This is a genomic window from Halomonas sp. PBN3 (assembly GCF_000475415.1).
GTDB lineage: Bacteria > Pseudomonadota > Gammaproteobacteria > Pseudomonadales > Halomonadaceae > Halomonas > Halomonas shengliensis.
Window position 1 is genome coordinate 24044 of record NZ_AXCA01000013.1, and the last position, 18796, is coordinate 42839.

At 69.6% G+C, this 18796-nt stretch carries 14 protein-coding genes; 11 read left to right on the plus strand and 3 right to left on the minus strand.

What is annotated here, in order from left to right; genetic code table 11:
• Positions 1 to 120: 120 nt before the first annotated feature.
• From ccoG to fnr, 7 genes are all read left to right on the plus strand, one after another.
• On the plus strand, positions 121 to 1542 hold the full coding sequence (gene ccoG / locus Q673_RS20650) for a cytochrome c oxidase accessory protein CcoG (protein WP_023004522.1): 1422 nt from the start codon (positions 121 to 123) through the stop codon (positions 1540 to 1542).
• A 1-nt stretch (position 1543) separates the two neighbouring features.
• Entirely contained in the window at positions 1544 to 2047 is a 504-nt protein-coding gene (locus tag Q673_RS20655) for a FixH family protein (RefSeq protein WP_023004523.1), read from the plus strand.
• Between the two features lie 7 nt (positions 2048 to 2054).
• Positions 2055 to 4538, plus strand: a complete 2484-nt coding sequence (locus tag Q673_RS20660; protein ID WP_023004524.1) for a heavy metal translocating P-type ATPase — start codon at positions 2055 to 2057, stop codon at positions 4536 to 4538.
• Positions 4535 to 4777 (plus strand): cbb3-type cytochrome oxidase assembly protein CcoS, encoded by a 243-nt coding sequence (ccoS, locus tag Q673_RS36890; protein ID WP_023004525.1) that lies wholly within the window; start codon positions 4535 to 4537, stop codon positions 4775 to 4777. The genes Q673_RS20660 and ccoS overlap by 4 nt, the downstream gene beginning before the upstream one ends.
• Positions 4777 to 5484, plus strand: coding sequence for a sulfite exporter TauE/SafE family protein (locus Q673_RS20670; RefSeq protein ID WP_023004526.1), 708 nt, complete (start codon positions 4777 to 4779; stop codon positions 5482 to 5484). Before ccoS ends, Q673_RS20670 begins: the two co-directional genes overlap by 1 nt.
• Before the next feature lie 90 nt (positions 5485 to 5574).
• Positions 5575 to 6906, plus strand: a complete 1332-nt coding sequence (locus tag Q673_RS0117905; RefSeq protein WP_023004527.1) for a radical SAM protein — start codon at positions 5575 to 5577, stop codon at positions 6904 to 6906.
• A gap of 130 nt (positions 6907 to 7036) precedes the next feature.
• Positions 7037 to 7780 carry a fumarate/nitrate reduction transcriptional regulator Fnr gene (gene fnr, locus Q673_RS20675; RefSeq protein WP_023004528.1) on the plus strand — a complete coding sequence of 248 codons (744 nt, stop codon included), beginning with the start codon at positions 7037 to 7039 and terminating at the stop codon, positions 7778 to 7780.
• Positions 7781 to 8016: 236 nt separating this feature from the next.
• Here the strand turns inward: fnr and ttcA are convergent, their stop codons facing one another.
• From ttcA to Q673_RS20690, 3 genes are all read right to left on the minus strand, one after another.
• Positions 8017 to 8943 (minus strand): tRNA 2-thiocytidine(32) synthetase TtcA, encoded by a 927-nt coding sequence (gene ttcA, locus Q673_RS20680; RefSeq protein WP_023004529.1) that lies wholly within the window; start codon positions 8941 to 8943, stop codon positions 8017 to 8019.
• 81 nt (positions 8944 to 9024) lie between these two features.
• A complete protein-coding gene (locus Q673_RS20685; RefSeq protein ID WP_023004530.1) occupies positions 9025 to 9651 on the minus strand; it encodes a 3'-5' exonuclease in 627 nt (208 codons plus the stop codon).
• A gap of 34 nt (positions 9652 to 9685) precedes the next feature.
• A complete protein-coding gene (locus tag Q673_RS20690; protein ID WP_023004531.1) occupies positions 9686 to 11506 on the minus strand; it encodes a DUF294 nucleotidyltransferase-like domain-containing protein in 1821 nt (606 codons plus the stop codon).
• Positions 11507 to 12048: 542 nt separating this feature from the next.
• Here Q673_RS20690 and Q673_RS20695 point away from each other — a divergent pair.
• From Q673_RS20695 to Q673_RS20710, 4 genes are all read left to right on the plus strand, one after another.
• Complete coding sequence (locus Q673_RS20695; protein WP_023004532.1) at positions 12049 to 12309, plus strand: DUF4212 domain-containing protein; 261 nt, start codon at positions 12049 to 12051, stop codon at positions 12307 to 12309.
• A 6-nt stretch (positions 12310 to 12315) separates the two neighbouring features.
• Positions 12316 to 14112, plus strand: a complete 1797-nt coding sequence (locus Q673_RS20700; RefSeq protein WP_023004533.1) for a sodium:solute symporter family protein — start codon at positions 12316 to 12318, stop codon at positions 14110 to 14112.
• A 131-nt stretch (positions 14113 to 14243) separates the two neighbouring features.
• Positions 14244 to 14762, plus strand: a complete 519-nt coding sequence (locus Q673_RS20705; protein WP_023004534.1) for a hypothetical protein — start codon at positions 14244 to 14246, stop codon at positions 14760 to 14762.
• 66 nt (positions 14763 to 14828) lie between these two features.
• Positions 14829 to 18773 (plus strand): hybrid sensor histidine kinase/response regulator, encoded by a 3945-nt coding sequence (locus Q673_RS20710; protein WP_023004535.1) that lies wholly within the window; start codon positions 14829 to 14831, stop codon positions 18771 to 18773.
• Positions 18774 to 18796: the final 23 nt, after the last annotated feature.

Sequence of the window (18796 nt, forward strand, 5' to 3'; positions counted from 1 at the left end):
AGGCACGGAGAGGGTGCGACGCCAGGTCGCACCCTTTCTCGTTTGTGCGGTGCGTCGATACAATAGGCGCGTCCCGGCCCGAGCCCGTTCGGACCTCACCCTTCCTGCCGTGAGCCAGCCATGAGCGACAAGATCCCCACCCGTGATGTCACCCCCTACTCGGCGGAGACGGTGCAGCAGGAGATGTACGCCCGCCGCCGCCATATCTACGTGCGCGAGATCAAGGGCCTGTTCCAGAAGGTCCGCCGCAGCGCCAACTGGGCGCTGATGCTGGCCTTCTTCGTGCTGCCCTGGGTGCCCTGGGGAGATCGGCCAGCGATCTGGTTCGACCTGCCGGGCCGCGAGTTCCATATCCTCGGCGCCACCTTCTACCCCCAGGAGTTCATGCTGCTCTCCTGGCTGCTGATCATCTGCGCCTTCGGGCTGTTCTTCATCACGGTGTTCGCCGGCCGCGTGTGGTGCGGCTACACCTGCCCGCAGAGCGTCTGGACCTTCCTGTTCATCTGGGTCGAGCATCGTCTGGAGGGGTCACGCAACCGCCGCATCAAGCTCGACAGGCAGCCGATGAACGCCGACAAGCTGTGGCGCAAGGGGACCAAACACGCCATCTGGCTGGCCATCGCCCTGGCCACCGGCATCACCTTCGTCGGCTACTTCACCCCCATCCGCGACCTGGTGGTGGAGCTGCCGACCCTCGAGGCCCATGGCTGGTCCTACTTCTGGGTGGGCTTCTTCCTGGTCTTCACCTACCTCAACGCCGGCTGGCTGCGCGAGCAGGTATGCATCTACATGTGCCCCTACGCCCGCTTCCAGTCGGTGATGTTCGACCGCGACACCCTGATCGTCTCCTACGACGCCGCCCGCGGCGAGCCGCGCGGCGCTCGCAAGAAGAGCCTCTCCCACGCCGAGGCCCGCGAGGCCGGCCACGGCGACTGCATCGACTGCGACCTCTGCGTGCAGGTCTGCCCCACCGGCATCGACATCCGCGACGGCCTGCAGTACGAGTGCATCACTTGTGCCGCCTGCATCGACGCCTGCGACAGCGTGATGGACAAGATGGGCTACCCCCGCGGACTGATCCGCTACACCACCGAGAACGCCCTGGAGGGCAAGCCGACGCACATCCTGCGTCCGCGCCTGATGGGCTACCTCGCCGCCCTGCTGGTGATGATCGGACTCTTCGTGTGGGCGGTCGGCGACCGGACCCCGCTGGACTTCGACCTCGAGCGCGACCGCAACCGGCTCTTCCAGGCCACCGCCGACGGCCGCATCAGCAACGCCTACACGCTGACGGTGCGCAACCTGGACGGCGAGGCGCATGCCTATCGCATCGAGGCCTCGGGCCTGCCCGGCCTGGCGCTCGACGCCGACAGCATCCGCGTGCCGGCCAGCGACTCGCGCCAGCGGGTGATCACCCTCAGCGCCCCGGCCGAGGCCATCGAGCAGCCGAGCCACGCCATCACCCTGCGACTGACCGCCGAGGCGGCCCCCGACATCAGCCTGGAGCGCGAGGCACGCTTCCTCGGCGACCTGCGGAGATAAGATGAGCGACGACATCAAGCCCTGGTACAAGCAGTTCTGGCCCTGGTTCCTGATCGGCCTGCTGCTCTCCTCGATCACCTTCAGCATGATCTACCTGGCGTTCTCGATCCGCTTCTACGACGGCTCGGTGGGGGGCGACTACTACGAGCGCGGCCTGGCGATCAACGAGCAGCTCGCCAAGCAGGAGCACGCCCAGGCGCTGGGCCTGGCCGCCCGCCTGCGGGTGGACAACCGCACCGGCGACGTGGTGGTGGACCTCGCCGGCCCGCGCCAGCCCGAGCGGTTGCACCTGGCACTGATCTTCCCCACCGACAGCGACTTCGATCGCGAGCTGACCCTCCAGCATGTCCGCGAGGGCCGCTACGTCACCACCCTGGACGAGCCGCTGCGCCACCGCTGGTACCTGCAGCTGCAGCCCGAGGCCGGCGAAGGGGCCGAATGGCGGCTGACCGGCGAGGCCAGCTTCCCCAGCGATGACGAGGCCGAGCTGGAGCCGGGCCTCTAGCCCCGCGATGAGCGAGAACGCCGACACGCCCCAGGCGCGCCCCTGCTACCACTGCGGCACCCCGGTGCCCGCGGGGGCCCCCTGGTCGATCACTCTGGACGACAGCCGCCATCCGCTGTGCTGCCCCGGCTGCGAGGCGGTGGCCCACGCCATCGTCGACGGCGGTCTGGCCAGCTACTACCGTTTCCGCATCGAGCTGCCGGAGCGTCCCGAGGATCGTGATGCCGCCCGCGCCGAGACCTGGGCGGTGTTCGACGACCCCGGCCTGCAGCGCCAGTTCGTGCATCCCGAGGGCGACGACAGCGGCCGCGTCCACGCCACCCTGGCGGTGGACGGCATCACCTGTGCGGCCTGCGCCTGGCTGATCGAGCATCGCCTCAACGCCCTTCCGGGGCTGGCCTCCAGCGCGGTCAACCTCAGCCACCACCGGGTGCGGGTGAGCTGGGACCCGGCGCGCCTCAGGCTCTCGCAGATCCTCGCCGAGCTTTCGGCCATCGGCTACCAGGCCCAGCCCTGGGAGCCTGACGAGGCCCAGGCGCGCCTGCAGCGCGAAGAGCGCATGACCGTGCGGCGGCTGATCGTCGCCGCGGTGGGCATGGCCCAGGTGATGATGTTCTCGATCCCCATCTACGTGGCGGGCCCCGGGGAGATCAGCGCCGACTTCAACGCGCTGTTCCACTGGCTCTCCTTCGCCCTGGCGACCCCGGTGGTCTTCTTCTCCGCCCTGCCCTTCTTCCGCAACGCGCTGCGCGACCTGCGCACCCGGGTGCTGGGCATGGACGTGCCGGTCTCCATCGCCATCGGCGGCGCCTACCTGGCCAGCGGCTATGCGGTGCTCGCCGGCCAGGGGGAGGTCTACTTCGACTCGGTGGCGATGTTCACCTTCTTCCTGCTCTTCGGCCGCTACGTGGAGGCGCGCGCCCGGCGTCGCAGCGGCCATACCGGCAACGCCCTTGCCGGCGCCCTGCCCCTCTCGGCAATCCGCCTCACCGCGGCGGGCGAGGAGCGCATTTTGCCCGCCGGCGAGCTCGCCGCCGGCGACCGGGTGCTGGTCAAGCCGGGCCACGCCGTGCCCGCCGACGGCGTGGTCGAGGAGGGCGAATCGAGCCTCGACGAATCGATGCTCACCGGCGAGTACCTGCCGGTGACCCGCGGCGTCGGCGACACCGTCACCGGTGGCAGCCACAACGTGGAGAGCCCGCTGGTGGTGCGGGTCACCCATGCCGGCCGCGACGCCCGGGTCTCCGGCATCGTCGACCTCACCGACCGCGCCTTCGCCAGCCGCCCGCGCCTGGCCCAGATGGCCGCGCGCATGGCCCACCTGTTCGTGCTGCGCCTGCTGTTCGTGGCCCTCGGTGTGGCCATCGTGTGGTGGTTCATCGACCCCTCCCGGGTGCTGTGGATCACCCTCTCGGTGCTGGTGGTGACCTGCCCCTGTGCCCTGGCGCTGGCCACCCCCACGGCGCTCACCGCCGGCCACGGCCAGCTGCGCCGGCGCGGCGTGCTGGTGACCCGTGCCGACGCCATCGAGGCGCTTTCCCAGGTCGACCGAGTGATCCTCGACAAGACCGGCACCCTGACCACGGGGCGCATGAGCCTGGTGGAGACGCGCCCGCTGAGCGAGCTCGACGCCGGCACGGCGCGGCGCCTGGCCGCCGCCCTGGAGGCGCGCTCCGAGCACCCCATCGCGCGCGCCTTCCAGCCCTTCCGCGATGCCAGCCGTCGCGCCGAGGATGTCGTCAGCCGTCCCGGCCTGGGCCTCGAGGGACGCATCGAGGGCCGCGCCTGGCGCCTGGGCCGGCCCGACTTCGCCGCCCCGGCCAGCCCCCCGGCCGCCCCCGGGGAGGGGCAGTGGCTGCTGCTCGCCGAGGCCGGCGAGCCGCGCTGCTGGTTCCGCCTGCAGGACCAGGTGCGCGAGGACGCCGCCGAGGCCATCGCCACCCTGGCCGCACAGGGCCTGGCCGTGGAGCTGCTCTCCGGCGACACCCCGGCGGCGGCCGAGGCGCTGGCCGCGCGCCTCGGCATCGGCACCGCCGAGGGCGGCGCCAGCCCCGAGCGCAAGCTCGAGCGCATCCGCGAGTGCCAGGCCGACGGCGAGAAGGTGGCCATGGTGGGCGACGGCATCAACGACGTGCCGGTGCTGGCCGGCGCCGATGTCGCCATCGCCATGAACGGCGCCACCGACCTGGCCCGCACCAGCGCCGACGCCATCCTGCTGAGCCCGCGCCTGACGCGCATCCCCGAGGCGGTGGCGCTGTGCCGCGCCACCCGCCGGGTGATGCGCCAGAACATGCTATGGTCGGTGGTCTACAACGCCTCGGCGATGCCGCTGGCCGCGATCGGCCTGGTGCCGCCCTGGCTGGCCGCCATCGGCATGTCGGCCAGTTCCCTGGTGGTGGTGGGCAATGCCCTGCGCCTCAATCGCTTCCGCGGCCCCCGCGCCGGCGACGCCGCGGCCCCGACCGCATCCTCCCGGGAGGCCAACGCATGAGCATCCTCTACCTGCTGATCCCGCTGTCGCTGATCCTGCTGGGACTGGCCGTGTGGGCCTTCTTCTGGGCGGTGAAGCACGACCAGTTCGAGGACCTGGAGGGACCGGCCTACCGTATCCTCTTCGATGACGACGACAACGACCGCCCCGCCGAGCCGCGCCGGAGTGGGGAAGCCCGGGACGACACCGGCGACGGCGCCGAGTCGCCGGCCGCGGGTCCCGACGACGAGGGGCGTTGATGGACCCCACCGGGCTCGACCTGCCGCCGCTCGCCGCGGCCTTCGTCTTCGGGCTGCTGGGCGGCGCCCACTGCATCGGCATGTGCGGCGGCATCATGAGTGCCCTGACCTTCGCGGTGCCCCCCAGCATGCGCCACCCGGCACGCCTTACCGGCCTGTTGCTGGGCTACAACCTGGGACGCATCGCCAGCTACATGATCGCCGGTGCCCTGGCGGCGGCGCTGGGTACCCTGCTCTCGCTGACCGCCCCCGCCCGCCTCGTCCTGCAGGGGCTCGCCGCGCTGATGCTGATCCTGATGGCGCTGTATATCGCCGACTGGTGGAAGGGGCTGCTCAGGGTCGAGGCGCTGGGCCGACGCCTGTGGCGCCATCTGGAGCCGGTCGGGCGGCGGCTGATGCCGGTGGTCAGGGTGCCCCAGGCGGTGGCGCTGGGCGCGGTGTGGGGCTGGCTGCCCTGCGGCCTGGTCTACTCCATGCTGGCCTGGAGCCTGGCGGTGGCCGACCCGCTGCACGGCGCGGCGCTGATGGGCGCCTTCGGGCTCGGCACCCTGCCGGCGCTGCTGGCCACCGGCCTCGCCGCCCGCCAGCTCGCCGGCCTGATCCGCCACCCGGCGACCCGCACTCTGGCCGCGCTGTCGATCATCGCCTTCGCCCTCTGGCAGCTGTGGACGCTGCTGCCCGTCCACTCGGGTTTCCACGCCGGTTAGCGACTATTCCACGCCGGATTGACGCAGCTCAACGCCGGTCGGGCCGCGCACCCCTAGCATGAGAGCATGCCCACAACCCGGAGCCTGCCCATGTCCGTCCCTGCCCAGCGCCCCCCGGCTGCCGATCCCGACGGGACCCTGCCGTCGACCGGCGGTGGCGACCTGGTCGCGGCGGCCCAGGTCTGCACGCCGACCCCGCGGGACTACCGCCCCGAGATCGGCGCCGCCGCCCTGGAGGAGGCCCTGGCCGGCCGTCCCGCCGAGGCCCCGCTGGCGCTCAAGGTGCGCCTGCCCTTCTGCCGCCAGGCCTGCCGCTTCTGCGCCAGCCGGCGCGTGCCCTCCCGGGACAGCCGCCAGGCCGAGCCCTACCTGTCGCGGCTCGACCGCGAGATGGTGCTGGCGCGACGTCGCCTGGCGGGGCTGCCGGCGGTGACGCGCCTGCACTGGGGCGGCGGCGCCCCCGCCTTCCTGGCCCTGGACCAGATGAGCGACCTCTTCGACCGCCTCGACGCCCGCTTCGGGCTCTCCGGCGCCCGGGAGCGCGACTTCAGCATCGAGCTCGACCCCCGCGAGGCGGACATGCTTACCCTGCGCCACCTCCAGGCGCTGGGCTTCAACCGCCTGACGCTGGGCGTGGCGGAACTCGACCCGCGCGTGCAGCAGGCGATCAACCGCGTACAGCCCCGCGCCCTGACCGAGGCGCTGGTGGACGAGGCGGACCGCCTGGGCTTCCGCGAGCTGACGCTCTCGGTGATGCTCGGCCTGCCCTTCCAGACCCCGGCGGGCCTCGCCGATACCCTCGAGCAGCTGATCGCCATGGCGCCGGCGCGGATCCGCCTCACCCGCTACGACCACCACCCCGAGCGCCACCCCGACCAGCGCGCCATCCACCGCGACTGGTTGCCCGATGCCGCCAGCCGGGGCCGGCTGGTGGCCGAGGCCCGCCAGCGCCTGGCCGCGGCCGGCTATGTGCATGTCGGCCTCGGCCTGCACGCCCGCCCCGACGACCGCCTGGCCCGGGCGCTGGCCGATGCCACGCTCGGCCACGGCCCGCTGGGCTTCTCCGCGGGCCCCGCCGGCGACCTGCTGGGCCTGGGGGTGGGGGCGACCACGCGGCTGGGCGATCTCTGGGTGCGCAACGCCGAGGCCCTCGGCGACTACGAGGCCGCCCTCGACGCCGGTCGGCTGCCCACCGCCGCCGGCTGCCGCCTCGACGACGCCGGCCACCGACGCCGGGCGATCCTCGAGGGGCTGCTCGGCGGCCAGGGCCTGCCACGGGAGGAGACGATCGGCGAGGGCCTGCCGGCGCTGCTCGCCGAGGGGCTGATGGAGCGCCTCGGCGAGACCCTGCGCCTGACCGAGGCGGGGCGCTGGCGGCTGCCGCGGGTGCTGGAGGGCCTGGGCGTCCTGCCGAAGGCCTGACGCCGAAACACCTCCGGCGAACGGCGCCGGAGACAGCGCCTGGCGAGCCCCTACCCCTTTCGGGGTGGTTTGCCCTGCCCGCGCTTTGCTCCATAATGGCCCCATGACCACGATCAAGAAGGAAAGGGCCATGGCGGACACCCTCACCGGCCGACGGCGTTCGGTGCTGCAGGAGACGCGCTGTCAGACCTGCAGCCTGAGCTCGCTCTGCCTGCCGCTGGCACTGGAGGTGGAGGACATGGACCAGTTCGACGCCATCATCCGCCGCCGGGCGCCACTCAAGAAGGGCGAGGCGCTGTTCCGCCAGGGCAGCCCCTTCACCAGCGTCTTCGCGGTGCGCTCGGGGAGCCTCAAGCAGGTCACCACCGAAGGCAGCGGCGAGGACCAGCTGACCAACTTCTACCTGCCCAGCGAGCTGGTGGGCCTCGACGGCATCGACGAGGAGCACTACCCCGGTACCGTGGTGGCGCTGGAGACCACCACCGTCTGCGAGATCCCCTTCGATCGCCTGGATCACCTCTCCGAGTCCCTGCCGGAGCTGCGCGGCCAGCTCTACCGCAGCATGAGCAAGGAGCTGCGTGACGACCGTCGCATGATGCGCCTGCTGTCGCGCAAGACCGCCGACCAGCGCCTGGCCAGCTTCTTCACCAGCCTCTCCGAGCGCTTCCGCCGCCGCGGCTACTCCCCCTACAGCTTCCGCCTCTCCATGTCCCGGGCCGACATCGGCAACTACCTGGGGCTGGCGGTGGAGACGGTGAGCCGCATCCTGGGCCGCTTCCAGAGCCAGGGGCTGGTGGCGGTCTCCGGCCGCGAGGTCAACATCCTCGACCTGACGGCGCTCACCCGCCTGGCCGAGGAAGAGGGTGCGCACTGAAGCTGCAAGGCGGCATGAGGAGCCAGCCAACAGGTGTATCGCAATGACTCGTAGCGAGAGGCGCCGGGGACTGGTCGTAGAGGGGGTCCGAGGACCAGGGATGGCCGAGGTAGCGCCCATGGACGGGTTCACAGCGCCCCCTCGAAGGCCAGTCGCCGGAACAGCCTTGAGCGAGTCAGCCATCGGCGATAGCGCTTAGTCAGGGGGTTCCTTGAAGGTCACTGCTTGTCGCTGACCTACTCGTTCAAGATATCGATCCGCCTGGCCTGCATATTCGCCTGCTTCGCCTCCAGACCGGCGAAATCGAAGAGCTCGCGGTCGGCCAGCTGGGAGGGGGCGACGTTGGTCACCGCATTGAACATGCTCTCCAGGCGCCCGGGGTGCTTCGCCTCCCACTCGGCGAGCATCTCCTTGACCACCTGGCGCTGCAGGTTGGGCTGGGAGCCGCACAGGTTGCAGGGGATGATCGGGAAGGCCATGCGCCGGGCGAACTCGGCGATGTCCGCCTCGCGGCAGTAGGCGAGCGGCCGGATCACCATGTTGCGGCCGTCGTCGGAGAGCAGCTTGGGAGGCATCGCCTTGAGGCTGCCGGCGAAGAAGAGGTTGAGGAACAGCGTCTCGAGGATGTCCTCGCGATGGTGCCCCAGGGCGATCTTGTTGGCGCCGATCTCCTCGGCGAAGCCGTAGAGGGAGCCGCGCCGCAGCCGCGAGCAGAGTGCGCAGGTGGTCTTGCCCTCGGGGGTCTTCTCCTTGACCACCGAGTAGGTGTCGCGCTCGAGGATGTGGTACTCGACGCCGATGCCGTCCAGGTACTCGGGCAGCACGTGCTCGGGGAAGCCCGGCTGCTTCTGGTCGAGGTTGACCGCCACCAGCGAGAAGTCCACCGGGGCGTTGCGCTGCAGGCTGCGCAGGATCTCCAGCAGGGTGTAGCTGTCCTTGCCGCCGGAGAGGCACACCATCACTCGGTCACCATCGTGGATCATGCCGTAGTCGATGATGGCGTTGCCCACCTGGCGCCGCAGGCGCTTCTGCAGCTTGTTGAACTCGCGTTTCTCCCGGGCGTCCGGGGCCTCGGCGGCGGGCTTCTGGTCGGGGGTGGCGGAGGCGGGCGTCGCGGGAGCCCCCTGATGCTCGCGGGGATCGAAGGTCACGGCGTCTTGCATGGGTCTTGGCGCTGCCAGTGCGGGCGAAAGTGGAGAGGGCGCCATCCTACCATCGGCGGCGCCCTCAGGCGACGCCGACGCTCAGGCCAGCTGGTCGCTCGGCTCGAGGCCGCGCTCCAGGCGCAGGAACATCAGCGCGGTGGTCACCGCGTCGCCCAGGGCGGTGTGGCGCCCCATCACCGGCACGCCGAGGCGCTCCGCCACCCGCTCGAAGCGCGGCTGGCCGTCGATCTCCGGGTGACGACGACGCAGCCGGCGGCGCCACAGCTGGGCCACGTCCACGGTGGCGTTGGGCAGCTCGAAGCCGAAGCGCGGCCTGAGCTCGCGGTTGAGGATCGCCAGGTCGAAGTCAAGGTGCCAGCCCACCAGTGGCCGGTTGCCGACGAAGTCGAGCAGCCGGGCCAGGGCCGCCTCGACGCTCTCGCCGTTGGCCAGGTCCACGCCGCGCAGGCCGTGGATGCGGATGGAATCGCTGGTCAGCGAGGCGGGGCGCGCCAGGCGCAGGTCGAGGGAGTCGCTGGTCAGGATGCGGTCGCCCCGCACGCGCACCGCGGCGATCGACACCAGCTCGGCGCTGCGGGTATCCAGGCCGGTGGTCTCGGTGTCGATCACCACCATCTCGTCGCCGGTGTAGGGATGGAACAGCCAGGCATATTCGCCATCGGCGTGGCGGCGCCGGTCCGCGGCGCGCCTCAAGGCCTTGAGCATGACGGTCTCCTTGTGTCGTTGTCGTTCCGTCGGGTCATGAATACTCCAGGTGGAAGCGGTGGGAGAGGCGCTGCTTGAAGTCCTTGACGATATGCAGCGCCTCGCGCAGCAGGTCGCGCTCCAGGGAGGAGAGTTCCTGGACCACCACGCGGTCGGGGCGGGTGTCCTCGGCGTCGCCCTCGCGGCGCGCCAGCTGCTGGCGCAGGCGCAGCTCGGTGAACAGCGACAGCGCCTCGGCCAGGTCCTCGGCGAAGCGCGGCTCCAGCCGGCCGTCCTCGGCCAGGGCGTCGAGGCGTTCCAGGGTCGAGGTGGGGCGGATGCCGCGCTCCAGCGCCATCACCCTCACCCCGTGGACGATGGGGAAGATGCCGCCCTTCTTGATGTCGATGCCGTGCTGGGGCTTCTTCAGGGAGCCGAACAGGGTCAGCGGGGTCGAGAAGCGCAGGGCGGTGCGGGCGAAGTAGGAGAGCAGCAGCTCGTTGCCGGCGCACTGGGCGAAGAGGTCGTCGCGCACCCGGTCGAGCAGCGCCGGGTTGCCCGCCACCGCATGGGAGTCGAGCATGATGGCGAGCTTCATCAGGCTGTCGCCGTCGCGGGCCTCGATCCAGCGGGCGATGCGCCGCTGCCACTGGCTCACCGTGCCCACCCACTCGGGGTTGGAGACCATGATGTTGCCGGGACAGGGCGGATAGCCCAGCTCGATCAGGGTCTCGGTGAGGCGCTGCATCTGCTCGGCGCAGTCGGGCCAGTCGAGGTCGTCGGCGAGGATCAGGCCGTTGTCCTGGTCGGTCTTGAGGATCTGCTCGCCGCGCCCCTCGCTGCCCATCACCATCAGGCAGCTGTCGCCGTGGTAGCGCTCGTCCACCAGGAAGCCCCAGGCCTTGTTGATGATGCGCCCGTTGAGCGCCGCCAGAAGCCCCATGGCGAAGCGCAGCTTGACCCCCTGGGCCATCAGCGCCCGCACCAGCTCGGGGGTGCGGCGGCTGGCGGCGGCCAGCGCCTCCAGGCTCTCCGCCTGCTCCACCTGCAGGCTCACCACGTAGCTGCGGCTGGAGAAGTAGCTGAGCACGTCGGTCAGCTCCACCACCCCCGCCGGCGCCTCGCCCTGCATCACCACCACCCGCTCCACCTTGTGGCGGGTCATGATCACCAGCGCCTCGAACAGGTACTGGCCCGGGGCCACGGTGATCAGCTCGGCACGCCCCAACCCCTCCAGCGGGCAGTCACGGCCACGCTCGTCCACCACCAGGGCGTTGAGCAGGTCGGTCTTGGTGACCATGCCGTGGCCATCGTCCCGGGCCACCAGCAGCGAGTCGGCGTGGCGCTCGTTGATGGTCGCCACCGCCTCGGCGATGGTGGTGGTGGCCGGCACCACCAGCGGCTCGCGCATGCACTCGTCCACCGTCGCCAGCATGAAGCCGGCCATGGTCACCCCGCCCTCGGCACGCTGCTCGGTGAGCAGCCGCGTCTTGTGGGCCAGGGTCTGGCGGAAGAATTCGGCGAAGGGCGGGTAGTCGTCGCACAGCGCCAGGAAGAGGGCGCTGGGCAGCAGGTAGCAGAGGCTCTCCTGCTCGGCGCGGAAGCGATAGCGACTCTTGCCGTTGAGGATGCTGATGGCCCCGAACAGGTCGCCCTGGGTGTAGTGGCCGATCCGCTCCCGGGCCGCGGGCTGGGTGGTGTCGATCTCGGCCACCTCGCCCTTGTGGATCAGGAAGACGTACTCGCCGGGATGGCCCGCCTCGAGGATGATCTCGTCGCGGTCGAAGTAGGCCAGGTCGACCCCCTGACGCACGCGCTCGCGACCGGCGTCGTCGAGCAGCGTGAAGGGCGGCTGGGAGAGATCGAGATCGACCATGGCATGACCTCACGGATCCGCGCCGCGTCCCGAGTCCCGGGAGCGGGACCCACACACGGCGGCGACGTTGTTATTGGTGTCCGCAGGCGTGATCGGCAGTGGCTCGAGCCGACGACACATCGGTGCGTGAAAGGAGCATAACAACCGCCACACCCACCCGGTAAGCTAGACGATCGTCTCCCCCGCCGGCCGCCTAGACCTTGGTCCTATCCTGCGTCATCCCCCTAGACAAAGGTCCAATCATGGCGAGATATACCATCGTTCTATGCCGCCTTGCGCCCTCCGGCTATTTTCCACCTCACTCTCTCTCAACCGACTGAAATAAAAGAGATCGTTGGAGAGGCATTGAATCGCTTTCCTCTCATGATACGAAAGTCTGGGATTCATTTTCGCCACTCATTGACCACTATCCACCTGAATCATGCAGGGCAATCGCACGCCACCACTGCGCCTTCCGGTCCGGGGCCGTGCGATTGCTCTGGTGATCCTCCAACCACCGACTGCGCAAGTTCCCTAGCTCAACAACAAGTGGAGAACACGACATGGCAGAAGAGAAAATCGACTCAACGGAATACTGGAAGGCCAACGTCCGCCTCATCGCGGGCTGCCTGGTCGTCTGGGCCTTCGTCTCCTATGGCTGCGCCATCCTGTTCCGGCCGCTACTGGCCGGCATCGCGGTGGGCGGGACCGACCTGGGCTTCTGGTTCGCTCAGCAGGGCTCGATCCTCACCTTCATCTGCCTGATCTTCTTCTACGCCTGGCGCATGAACCAACTCGACAAGAAATTCGGCCTCGGGGAGTAACCAAGAATGAGTCAATTTGCCATCAACCTGCTGTTCGTAGGGGCCTCGTTCGCCCTCTACATCGGCATCGCGATCTGGGCCCGAGCGGGCTCGACGAAGGACTTCTATGTCGCGGGCGGCGGCGTCCATCCGGTGACCAACGGCATGGCCACCGCCGCCGACTGGATGTCCGCCGCGTCGTTCATCTCCATGGCCGGCCTGCTGGCCTCCGGGGGCTACGCCAACTCCACCTTCCTGATGGGCTGGACCGGCGGCTACGTCATCCTGGCCATGCTGCTGGCGCCCTACCTGCGCAAGTTCGGCAAGTTCACGGTGCCGGACTTCATCGGTGACCGCTTCTACAGCAAGACGGCACGCCTGGTGGCCGTGGTCTGCCTGATCGTCGCCTCGGTGACCTACGTCATCGGCCAGATGACCGGTGCCGGCGTGGCCTTCTCGCGCTTCCTCGAGGTGCCCAACACCGCCGGCATCTGGATCGCCGCGGCCATCGTCTTCCTCTACGCCGTGTTCGGCGGCATGAAGGGCATCACCTACACCCAGGTGGCCCAGTACATCGTGCTGATCATCGCCTACACCATCCCGGCGGTGTTCATCGCCATGCAGCTGACCGGCAACCCGATCCCCATGTTCGGGATGTTCAGCACCCACACCGAGTCCGGCCTGCCGCTGCTGGAGAAGCTCGACGAGGTGGTCAACGCCCTGGGCTTCCGCGACTACACCGCGGATGTCGACAACAAGCTCAACATGGTGCTCTTCACCCTCTCGCTGATGGTGGGTACCGCGGGCCTGCCCCACGTCATCATCCGCTTCTTCACCGTGCCCAGGGTCGCCGACGCACGCTGGTCCGCCGGCTGGGCGCTGGTGTTCATCGCCCTGCTCTACCTCACCGCCCCCGCCGTGGGCTCCATGGCCCGCCTCAACCTGATGACCACCGTCTATCCGGAGATGGCCGGCCAGGTCGAGGACTACGAGGCGGCCGCCGGTGATGCCATCCTCTACGAGGAGCGTCCCGACTGGGTGCGCACCTGGGAGGAGACCGGGCTGATCACCTTCACCGACAAGAACGACGACGGTCGCATCCAGTTCTACAACGACGGCAACGAGGCCTTCGCCGACACCGCCGAGGCACGCGGCTGGGAAGGCAGCGAGCTCACCGTCAACAACGACATCCTGGTACTCGCCAACCCCGAGATCGCCAACCTGCCCGGCTGGGTCATCGGCCTGATCGCCGCCGGCGGCATCGCGGCCGCCCTCTCCACCGCCGCGGGCCTGCTGCTGGCCATCTCCTCGGCGATCAGCCACGACCTGATCCGCAACATGATCAACCCCAACATCACCGAGAAGGGCGAGATGCTGGCGGCACGGATCTCCATGGCCGGTGCCATCCTGCTGGCGACCTACCTGGGCCTCAACCCGCCGGGCTTCGCCGCCCAGACGGTGGCACTCGCCTTCGGCATCGCCGGCGCGTCGCTGTTCCCGGCGCTGATGATGGGGATCTTCTCCAAGCGGGTGAACAACAAGGGCGCGGTCGCCGGCATGCTGGCCGGTCTTGTGACCACCCTGCTCTACATCTTCACCTACCTGGGCTGGTTCTTCGTGCCGGAGACCAACATGCTGCCCAACACCCCGGATAACTGGATCCTGGGCATCTCACCGCTCTCCTTCGGCGCGGTGGGGGCGATCTTCAACTTCACGGTCGCCTACCTGGTGTCCAACGCCACCGAGGAGCCGCCCCAAGAGATCCAGGACCTGGTGGAGAGCGTTCGCTATCCCAAGGGCGCCGGCACGGCCACCGGCCACTGACCTGCCGCTCCGTCTGAGCCATAATGGCTCGCCTGGCCCGGTTCGCCGGGCCGGTCAACCCTCTACCGATCGGGCTTCCTCAGGGAAGCCCGATTGCGTTGCACACTTCCCTATCACGACAAGGATGACCCATGATTTGGCACTTGATCGCGGCGGTCTTCGCCGGCCTCGGCGCGGCGGGCATCGGCCTGCTGCTGAGAACCCTCAGCGGCAAGCGCCTGCCGCGCTGGCTCATCCCCGCCCTGGCGGGCCTGGGCATGCTGGGCTACCAGGTCCAGACCGAGTACAGCTGGTACGCGCACAAGCGCGGCCTGCTGCCCGACAGCGCACGGGTGGTACAGGTCGAGCAGGACGCCATGTTCTGGCGCCCCTGGACCTACCTCTTCCCCATGACCACCGGCTTCAGCGTGGTCGATACCCAGAGCATGTCGGTGCAGGAGCAGGGGGGCGAGAAGCAGGTCGAGTTCCTGCTCTATCGCTTCGAGAAGCAGGTCCAGGACCGGGTCAGCCACCAGGCCTGGCTGATGAACTGTGCCACCCGCGAGACCCTGCCGCTGGAGGGTGAGGCGCGCGAACCGCGCCTGGACGAGATGCGCCGGCTCGGCGAGCAGGCCCCGCTCTACCGCGCCCTCTGCGAGGAGAGCGACTGACCCGGGCGCCTGCCCTCCGGCGAGCCATTGCCCTAGAATGGGCGCCGACACCCAGGGAGGAAGCTCATGTTCTCAGGCTGGCTGCTGGTCGCCATCTCGCTGCTCTATATCGCCGTGCTGTTCGGCATCGCCTGGCATGGTGATCGCCATGCCCGGCGCCACGGCGCTAGCCAGCGGCGGCCGATCATCTACAGCCTGGCGCTGGCCATCTACTGCACCTCCTGGACCTTCTCCGGCGCGGTGGGCCAGGCCGCCAGCGGCGGCTGGTCCTTCGCCAGCATCTATGTCGGGCCGATCCTCACCTTCCTGCTGTTCTGGCCGGTGCTGGCCAAGATGATCCGGGTCGCCAAGCACCAGAACGTCACCTCCATCGCCGACTTCATCGCCTCGCGCTACGGCAAGGCCCAGTCGCTGGCCGCCTTCGCCAGCCTGGTGGCGCTGATCGGCACCCTGCCCTACATCGCCCTGCAGCTGAAGGCGGTGGCCACCTCCTTCAGCGTGCTGACCGCCGACACCGACGCCACCACCGCACCGCTGTTCGCCGATACCGCCTTCTACGTGGCGCTGGTGATGGCCGCCTTCGCCATCCTCTTCGGCACCCGCCACACCGATGCCACCGAGCACCACGAGGGCCTGATCCACGCCGTGGCCTTCGAGTCGCTGGTCAAGCTGGTGGCCTTCGTCACCCTGGGCGCCTACGTCACCTGGGGGATGTTCGACGGCCTGGGCGACCTGTTGGCCCACGCCGAGAGCCAGCTGGAGCTGCAGCGCCAGCTGGCCGAGCAGGACTTCGGCCGCAGCTTCTGGGCCCAGACCCTGCTGGCCATGCTGGCGATCCTCTGCCTGCCCCGCCAGTTCCATGTCGCGGTGGTGGAGAACACCCATCGCGACGACGCGCGCACCGCGCGCTGGCTGTTCCCGCTCTACCTGCTGGCCTTCGCCTTCTTCGTGGTGCCGCTGGCCGCCGCCGGCCTGACCCTGTTCGCCGGCGGCGACGTGGAGCCGGACACCTTCGTGCTGGCGCTGCCCCTGGCCGCCGACAGCACCTGGCTGACCCTGCTCACCTTCATCGGCGGCTTCTCGGCGGCCACCGGCATGGTGATCGTCGCCGCGGTGGCGGTGTCGATCATGATCTCCAACGAGATCGTCATCCCGGCGCTGTTCCGCCTGCGCTGGTTCGACACCAAGGCCCGGGACTACGGCCGGCTGGTGCTGCGCGCGCGGCGCATCACCATCGGCGTGGTGCTGGCCATGGCCTACGGCTTCTACCAGCTGATCGGCGAGTTCACCTCGCTGGCCTCCATCGGCATGCTCTCCTTCGCCGCCGCCGCCCAGTTCGCCCCGGCGCTGATCGGCGGGCTCTACTGGAAGCGCGGCAACCGCCTGGGGGTGATCGTGGGCATGAACGCCGGCTTCGCCATCTGGGCCTACAGCCTGCTGATGCCGGCGATGATCACCGCCGGGGTCCTGCCGGGGAGCTGGATGAGCGGTGGCCCCTTCGGCGTCGCCTGGCTCGCTCCCACCTCGCTGTTCGGCCTCAACGTGGGTGACGGCTTCACCCACGGTGTCATGCTCTCGCTGGGGCTCAACCTCTTCTGCTACATCTTTGTCTCCCAGGTCACCTCCCAGCGGGTGGTCGAGCGTATCCAGGCCTCGCTGTTCGTCGACAGCGTCGAGACCCGCCAGACCTCGGTGAACCGCCCCTGGACCGGCGCCACCACGGTGGGCGACCTCAAGGTGCTGTGCGAGCGCTTCCTGGGCGCGCACCAGGTGAGCCGCGCCTTCGACGACTACGCCCGGCGTAGCGGCAAGCCGCTGGAGGACGGCACCCGCGCCTCCATCGACGTCATCCAGTTTACCGAACGCTTCCTGGCCTCGGTGCTCGGCGCCTCCTCGGCGCGCATCGTGGTCAACTCGGCGCTACAGGGGCGCGGCATCGGCATCTCCGACGTGATCTCCATCGTCGACGAGGCCTCCCAGGTGCTGGAGTTCAACCGCGCCCTGCTCCAGGCCACCATCGAGAACATCAACCAGGGCATCAGCGTGGTGGACCAGAACCTGCGCCTGGTGGTGTGGAACCAGCGCTACCTGGAGCTGTTCCGCTTCCCCGACCACCTGATCCGGGTGGGCGCGCCGATCGACAAGATCTTCCGCTACAACGCCCACAACGGCGAGTACGGCCCCGGCGACTCCGAGGAGCACGTCCAGCTGCTGCTCGACAACATCCGCGAGGGACAGCCCCACCGCTATGTGCGCTACCGCCAGGACGGCAGCGTGCTGGAGGTGCAGGGCAACCCCATGCCCGGCGGCGGTTTCGTCTACACCTACCAGGACATCACCCAGCAGAAGCGCATCGAGGAGGCGCTGATCCGCTCGGAGAACAACATCCGCATCTACACGGACAACGTCCCCGCGCTGATCGCCTACTTCGACAAGGAGTGCCGCTACCTCTTCACCAACCGCGCCTACGAGCAGGCCTTCGGTATCGACCGCAACGCGGTGATCGGCAAGCGGGTGCAGGAGGTGATCCCCGACGAGATGGCCCGCGAGCGTGAGCCCTGGATCGAGCAGGCGCTCTCCGGCGAGCGGGTCAGCTTCGAGGTGTCGCTGCGTCTCCCCGAGGGGCGCCGCTACATGCTGGTGACCTACACCCCCCACTTCGGCGACAGCGGCGCGATACTCGGCTTCTTCGCCCTCTACCAGGACATCACCGAGCGCCGCCTGGCGGAGATCGCCCTCAAGGAGACCAACGAGACCCTCGAGGAGCGGGTCCGCGAGCGCACCCAGGCGCTCTCCGAGGCCAACGCCGCCCTGCGCCAGGAGAACCGCGTGCGCGCGGAGGCGGAGCAGGCGCTGCGCCAGGCCAAGCAGGTGGCCGAGGATGCCAACGCCTCCAAGACCCGCTTCCTGGCCGCCGCCAGCCACGACCTCCTGCAGCCGCTCAACGCCGCGCGACTGTTCACCTCGGCGCTCTCCCAGGAGATGGACGCCGACGACATGAAGCGCACCATCGGCCATATCGATGGCTCGCTGCAGGCCGCCGAGGAGCTGCTCGGCACCCTGCTCGACATCTCCAAGCTGGATGCCGGCGCCCTCACCCCGCGGCGCAGCCACTTCGCCCTGGCCGACATCTTCCGCCCGCTGCGCGCCGAGTTCGAGGTGATGGCCGAGGATCGCGGCCTCGACCTGGTGGTGGTGCCGACCCGCCAGTGGGTCGACAGCGACCCCCAGATGCTGCGTCGGATCATCCAGAACTTCCTATCGAATGCCATCCGCTACACCCAGGAGGGACGCGTGCTACTGGGCTGCCGCCGCCAGGGCGACCGGCTCTCCATCCAGGTGTGGGACTCCGGCCCCGGCATCCCGGCCTCCAAGCAGGCGGAGATCTTCCAGGAGTTCCGCCGCCTCGACCAAGCCTCGCGTCACAAGGAGAGCGAGAAGGGACTGGGGCTCGGCCTCTCCATCGCCGACCGCATGAGCCGGGTGCTGGACCACCCCATTCGGGTGTACTCGCGGGAGGGTCACGGCACCATGTTCGCAGTCGGCGTGCCGGTGGTGGCCCCACGCAGCGAGGCGGAGCAGGCCGAGGAGGCCGCCGCCCCGCGCCGGGCCGGCAACAAGCTGGCCGGCACGCGTATCCTGTGCATCGACAACGAGACGCTGATCCTCGAGGGGATGAAGGCGATGCTCTCCGGCTGGGGCTGCGAGGTGTTCACCGCCACCTCCATCGGCGGTGCCAAGTCGGTGCTGCGCCACCTCGACGGCGACCCCGACGCGATCCTCGCCGACTACCACCTGGACAACGAGGTCACCGGCCTGATGGCTCTGGAGGCCCTCGGCGAGCGGCTGGCCGGCGCGGTGCCCGGCATCGTCATCACCGCCGACCGCACCGAGGAGGTGGCCGAGGAGGTCAGGCGCGCCGGCTACCAGCTGCTGCTCAAGCCGGTGCGCCCCGCCGCCCTGCGCGCCCTGCTCACCCGCACCCTGCAGGCCAGCCGGGCGGAGAAGTAGGCCAAGGAGCAAGGAGCAAGGAG

Coding starts and splice junctions, on each gene's coding strand:
- ccoG (WP_023004522.1), top strand. CDS start 121: ATGAGCGACAAGATCCCCACCCGTGATGTCACCCCCTACTCGGCGGAG.
- Q673_RS20690 (WP_023004531.1), bottom strand. CDS start 11,506: ATGGTCGATCTCGATCTCTCCCAGCCGCCCTTCACGCTGCTCGACGAC.
- Q673_RS20700 (WP_023004533.1), top strand. CDS start 12,316: ATGAGTCAATTTGCCATCAACCTGCTGTTCGTAGGGGCCTCGTTCGCC.
- Q673_RS20660 (WP_023004524.1), top strand. CDS start 2,055: ATGAGCGAGAACGCCGACACGCCCCAGGCGCGCCCCTGCTACCACTGC.
- Q673_RS0117905 (WP_023004527.1), top strand. CDS start 5,575: ATGTCCGTCCCTGCCCAGCGCCCCCCGGCTGCCGATCCCGACGGGACC.
- Q673_RS20685 (WP_023004530.1), bottom strand. CDS start 9,651: ATGCTCAAGGCCTTGAGGCGCGCCGCGGACCGGCGCCGCCACGCCGAT.
- Q673_RS20705 (WP_023004534.1), top strand. CDS start 14,244: ATGATTTGGCACTTGATCGCGGCGGTCTTCGCCGGCCTCGGCGCGGCG.
- Q673_RS20655 (WP_023004523.1), top strand. CDS start 1,544: ATGAGCGACGACATCAAGCCCTGGTACAAGCAGTTCTGGCCCTGGTTC.
- Q673_RS20695 (WP_023004532.1), top strand. CDS start 12,049: ATGGCAGAAGAGAAAATCGACTCAACGGAATACTGGAAGGCCAACGTC.
- Q673_RS20670 (WP_023004526.1), top strand. CDS start 4,777: ATGGACCCCACCGGGCTCGACCTGCCGCCGCTCGCCGCGGCCTTCGTC.
- Q673_RS20710 (WP_023004535.1), top strand. CDS start 14,829: ATGTTCTCAGGCTGGCTGCTGGTCGCCATCTCGCTGCTCTATATCGCC.
- fnr (WP_023004528.1), top strand. CDS start 7,037: ATGGCGGACACCCTCACCGGCCGACGGCGTTCGGTGCTGCAGGAGACG.
- ccoS (WP_023004525.1), top strand. CDS start 4,535: ATGAGCATCCTCTACCTGCTGATCCCGCTGTCGCTGATCCTGCTGGGA.
- ttcA (WP_023004529.1), bottom strand. CDS start 8,943: ATGCAAGACGCCGTGACCTTCGATCCCCGCGAGCATCAGGGGGCTCCC.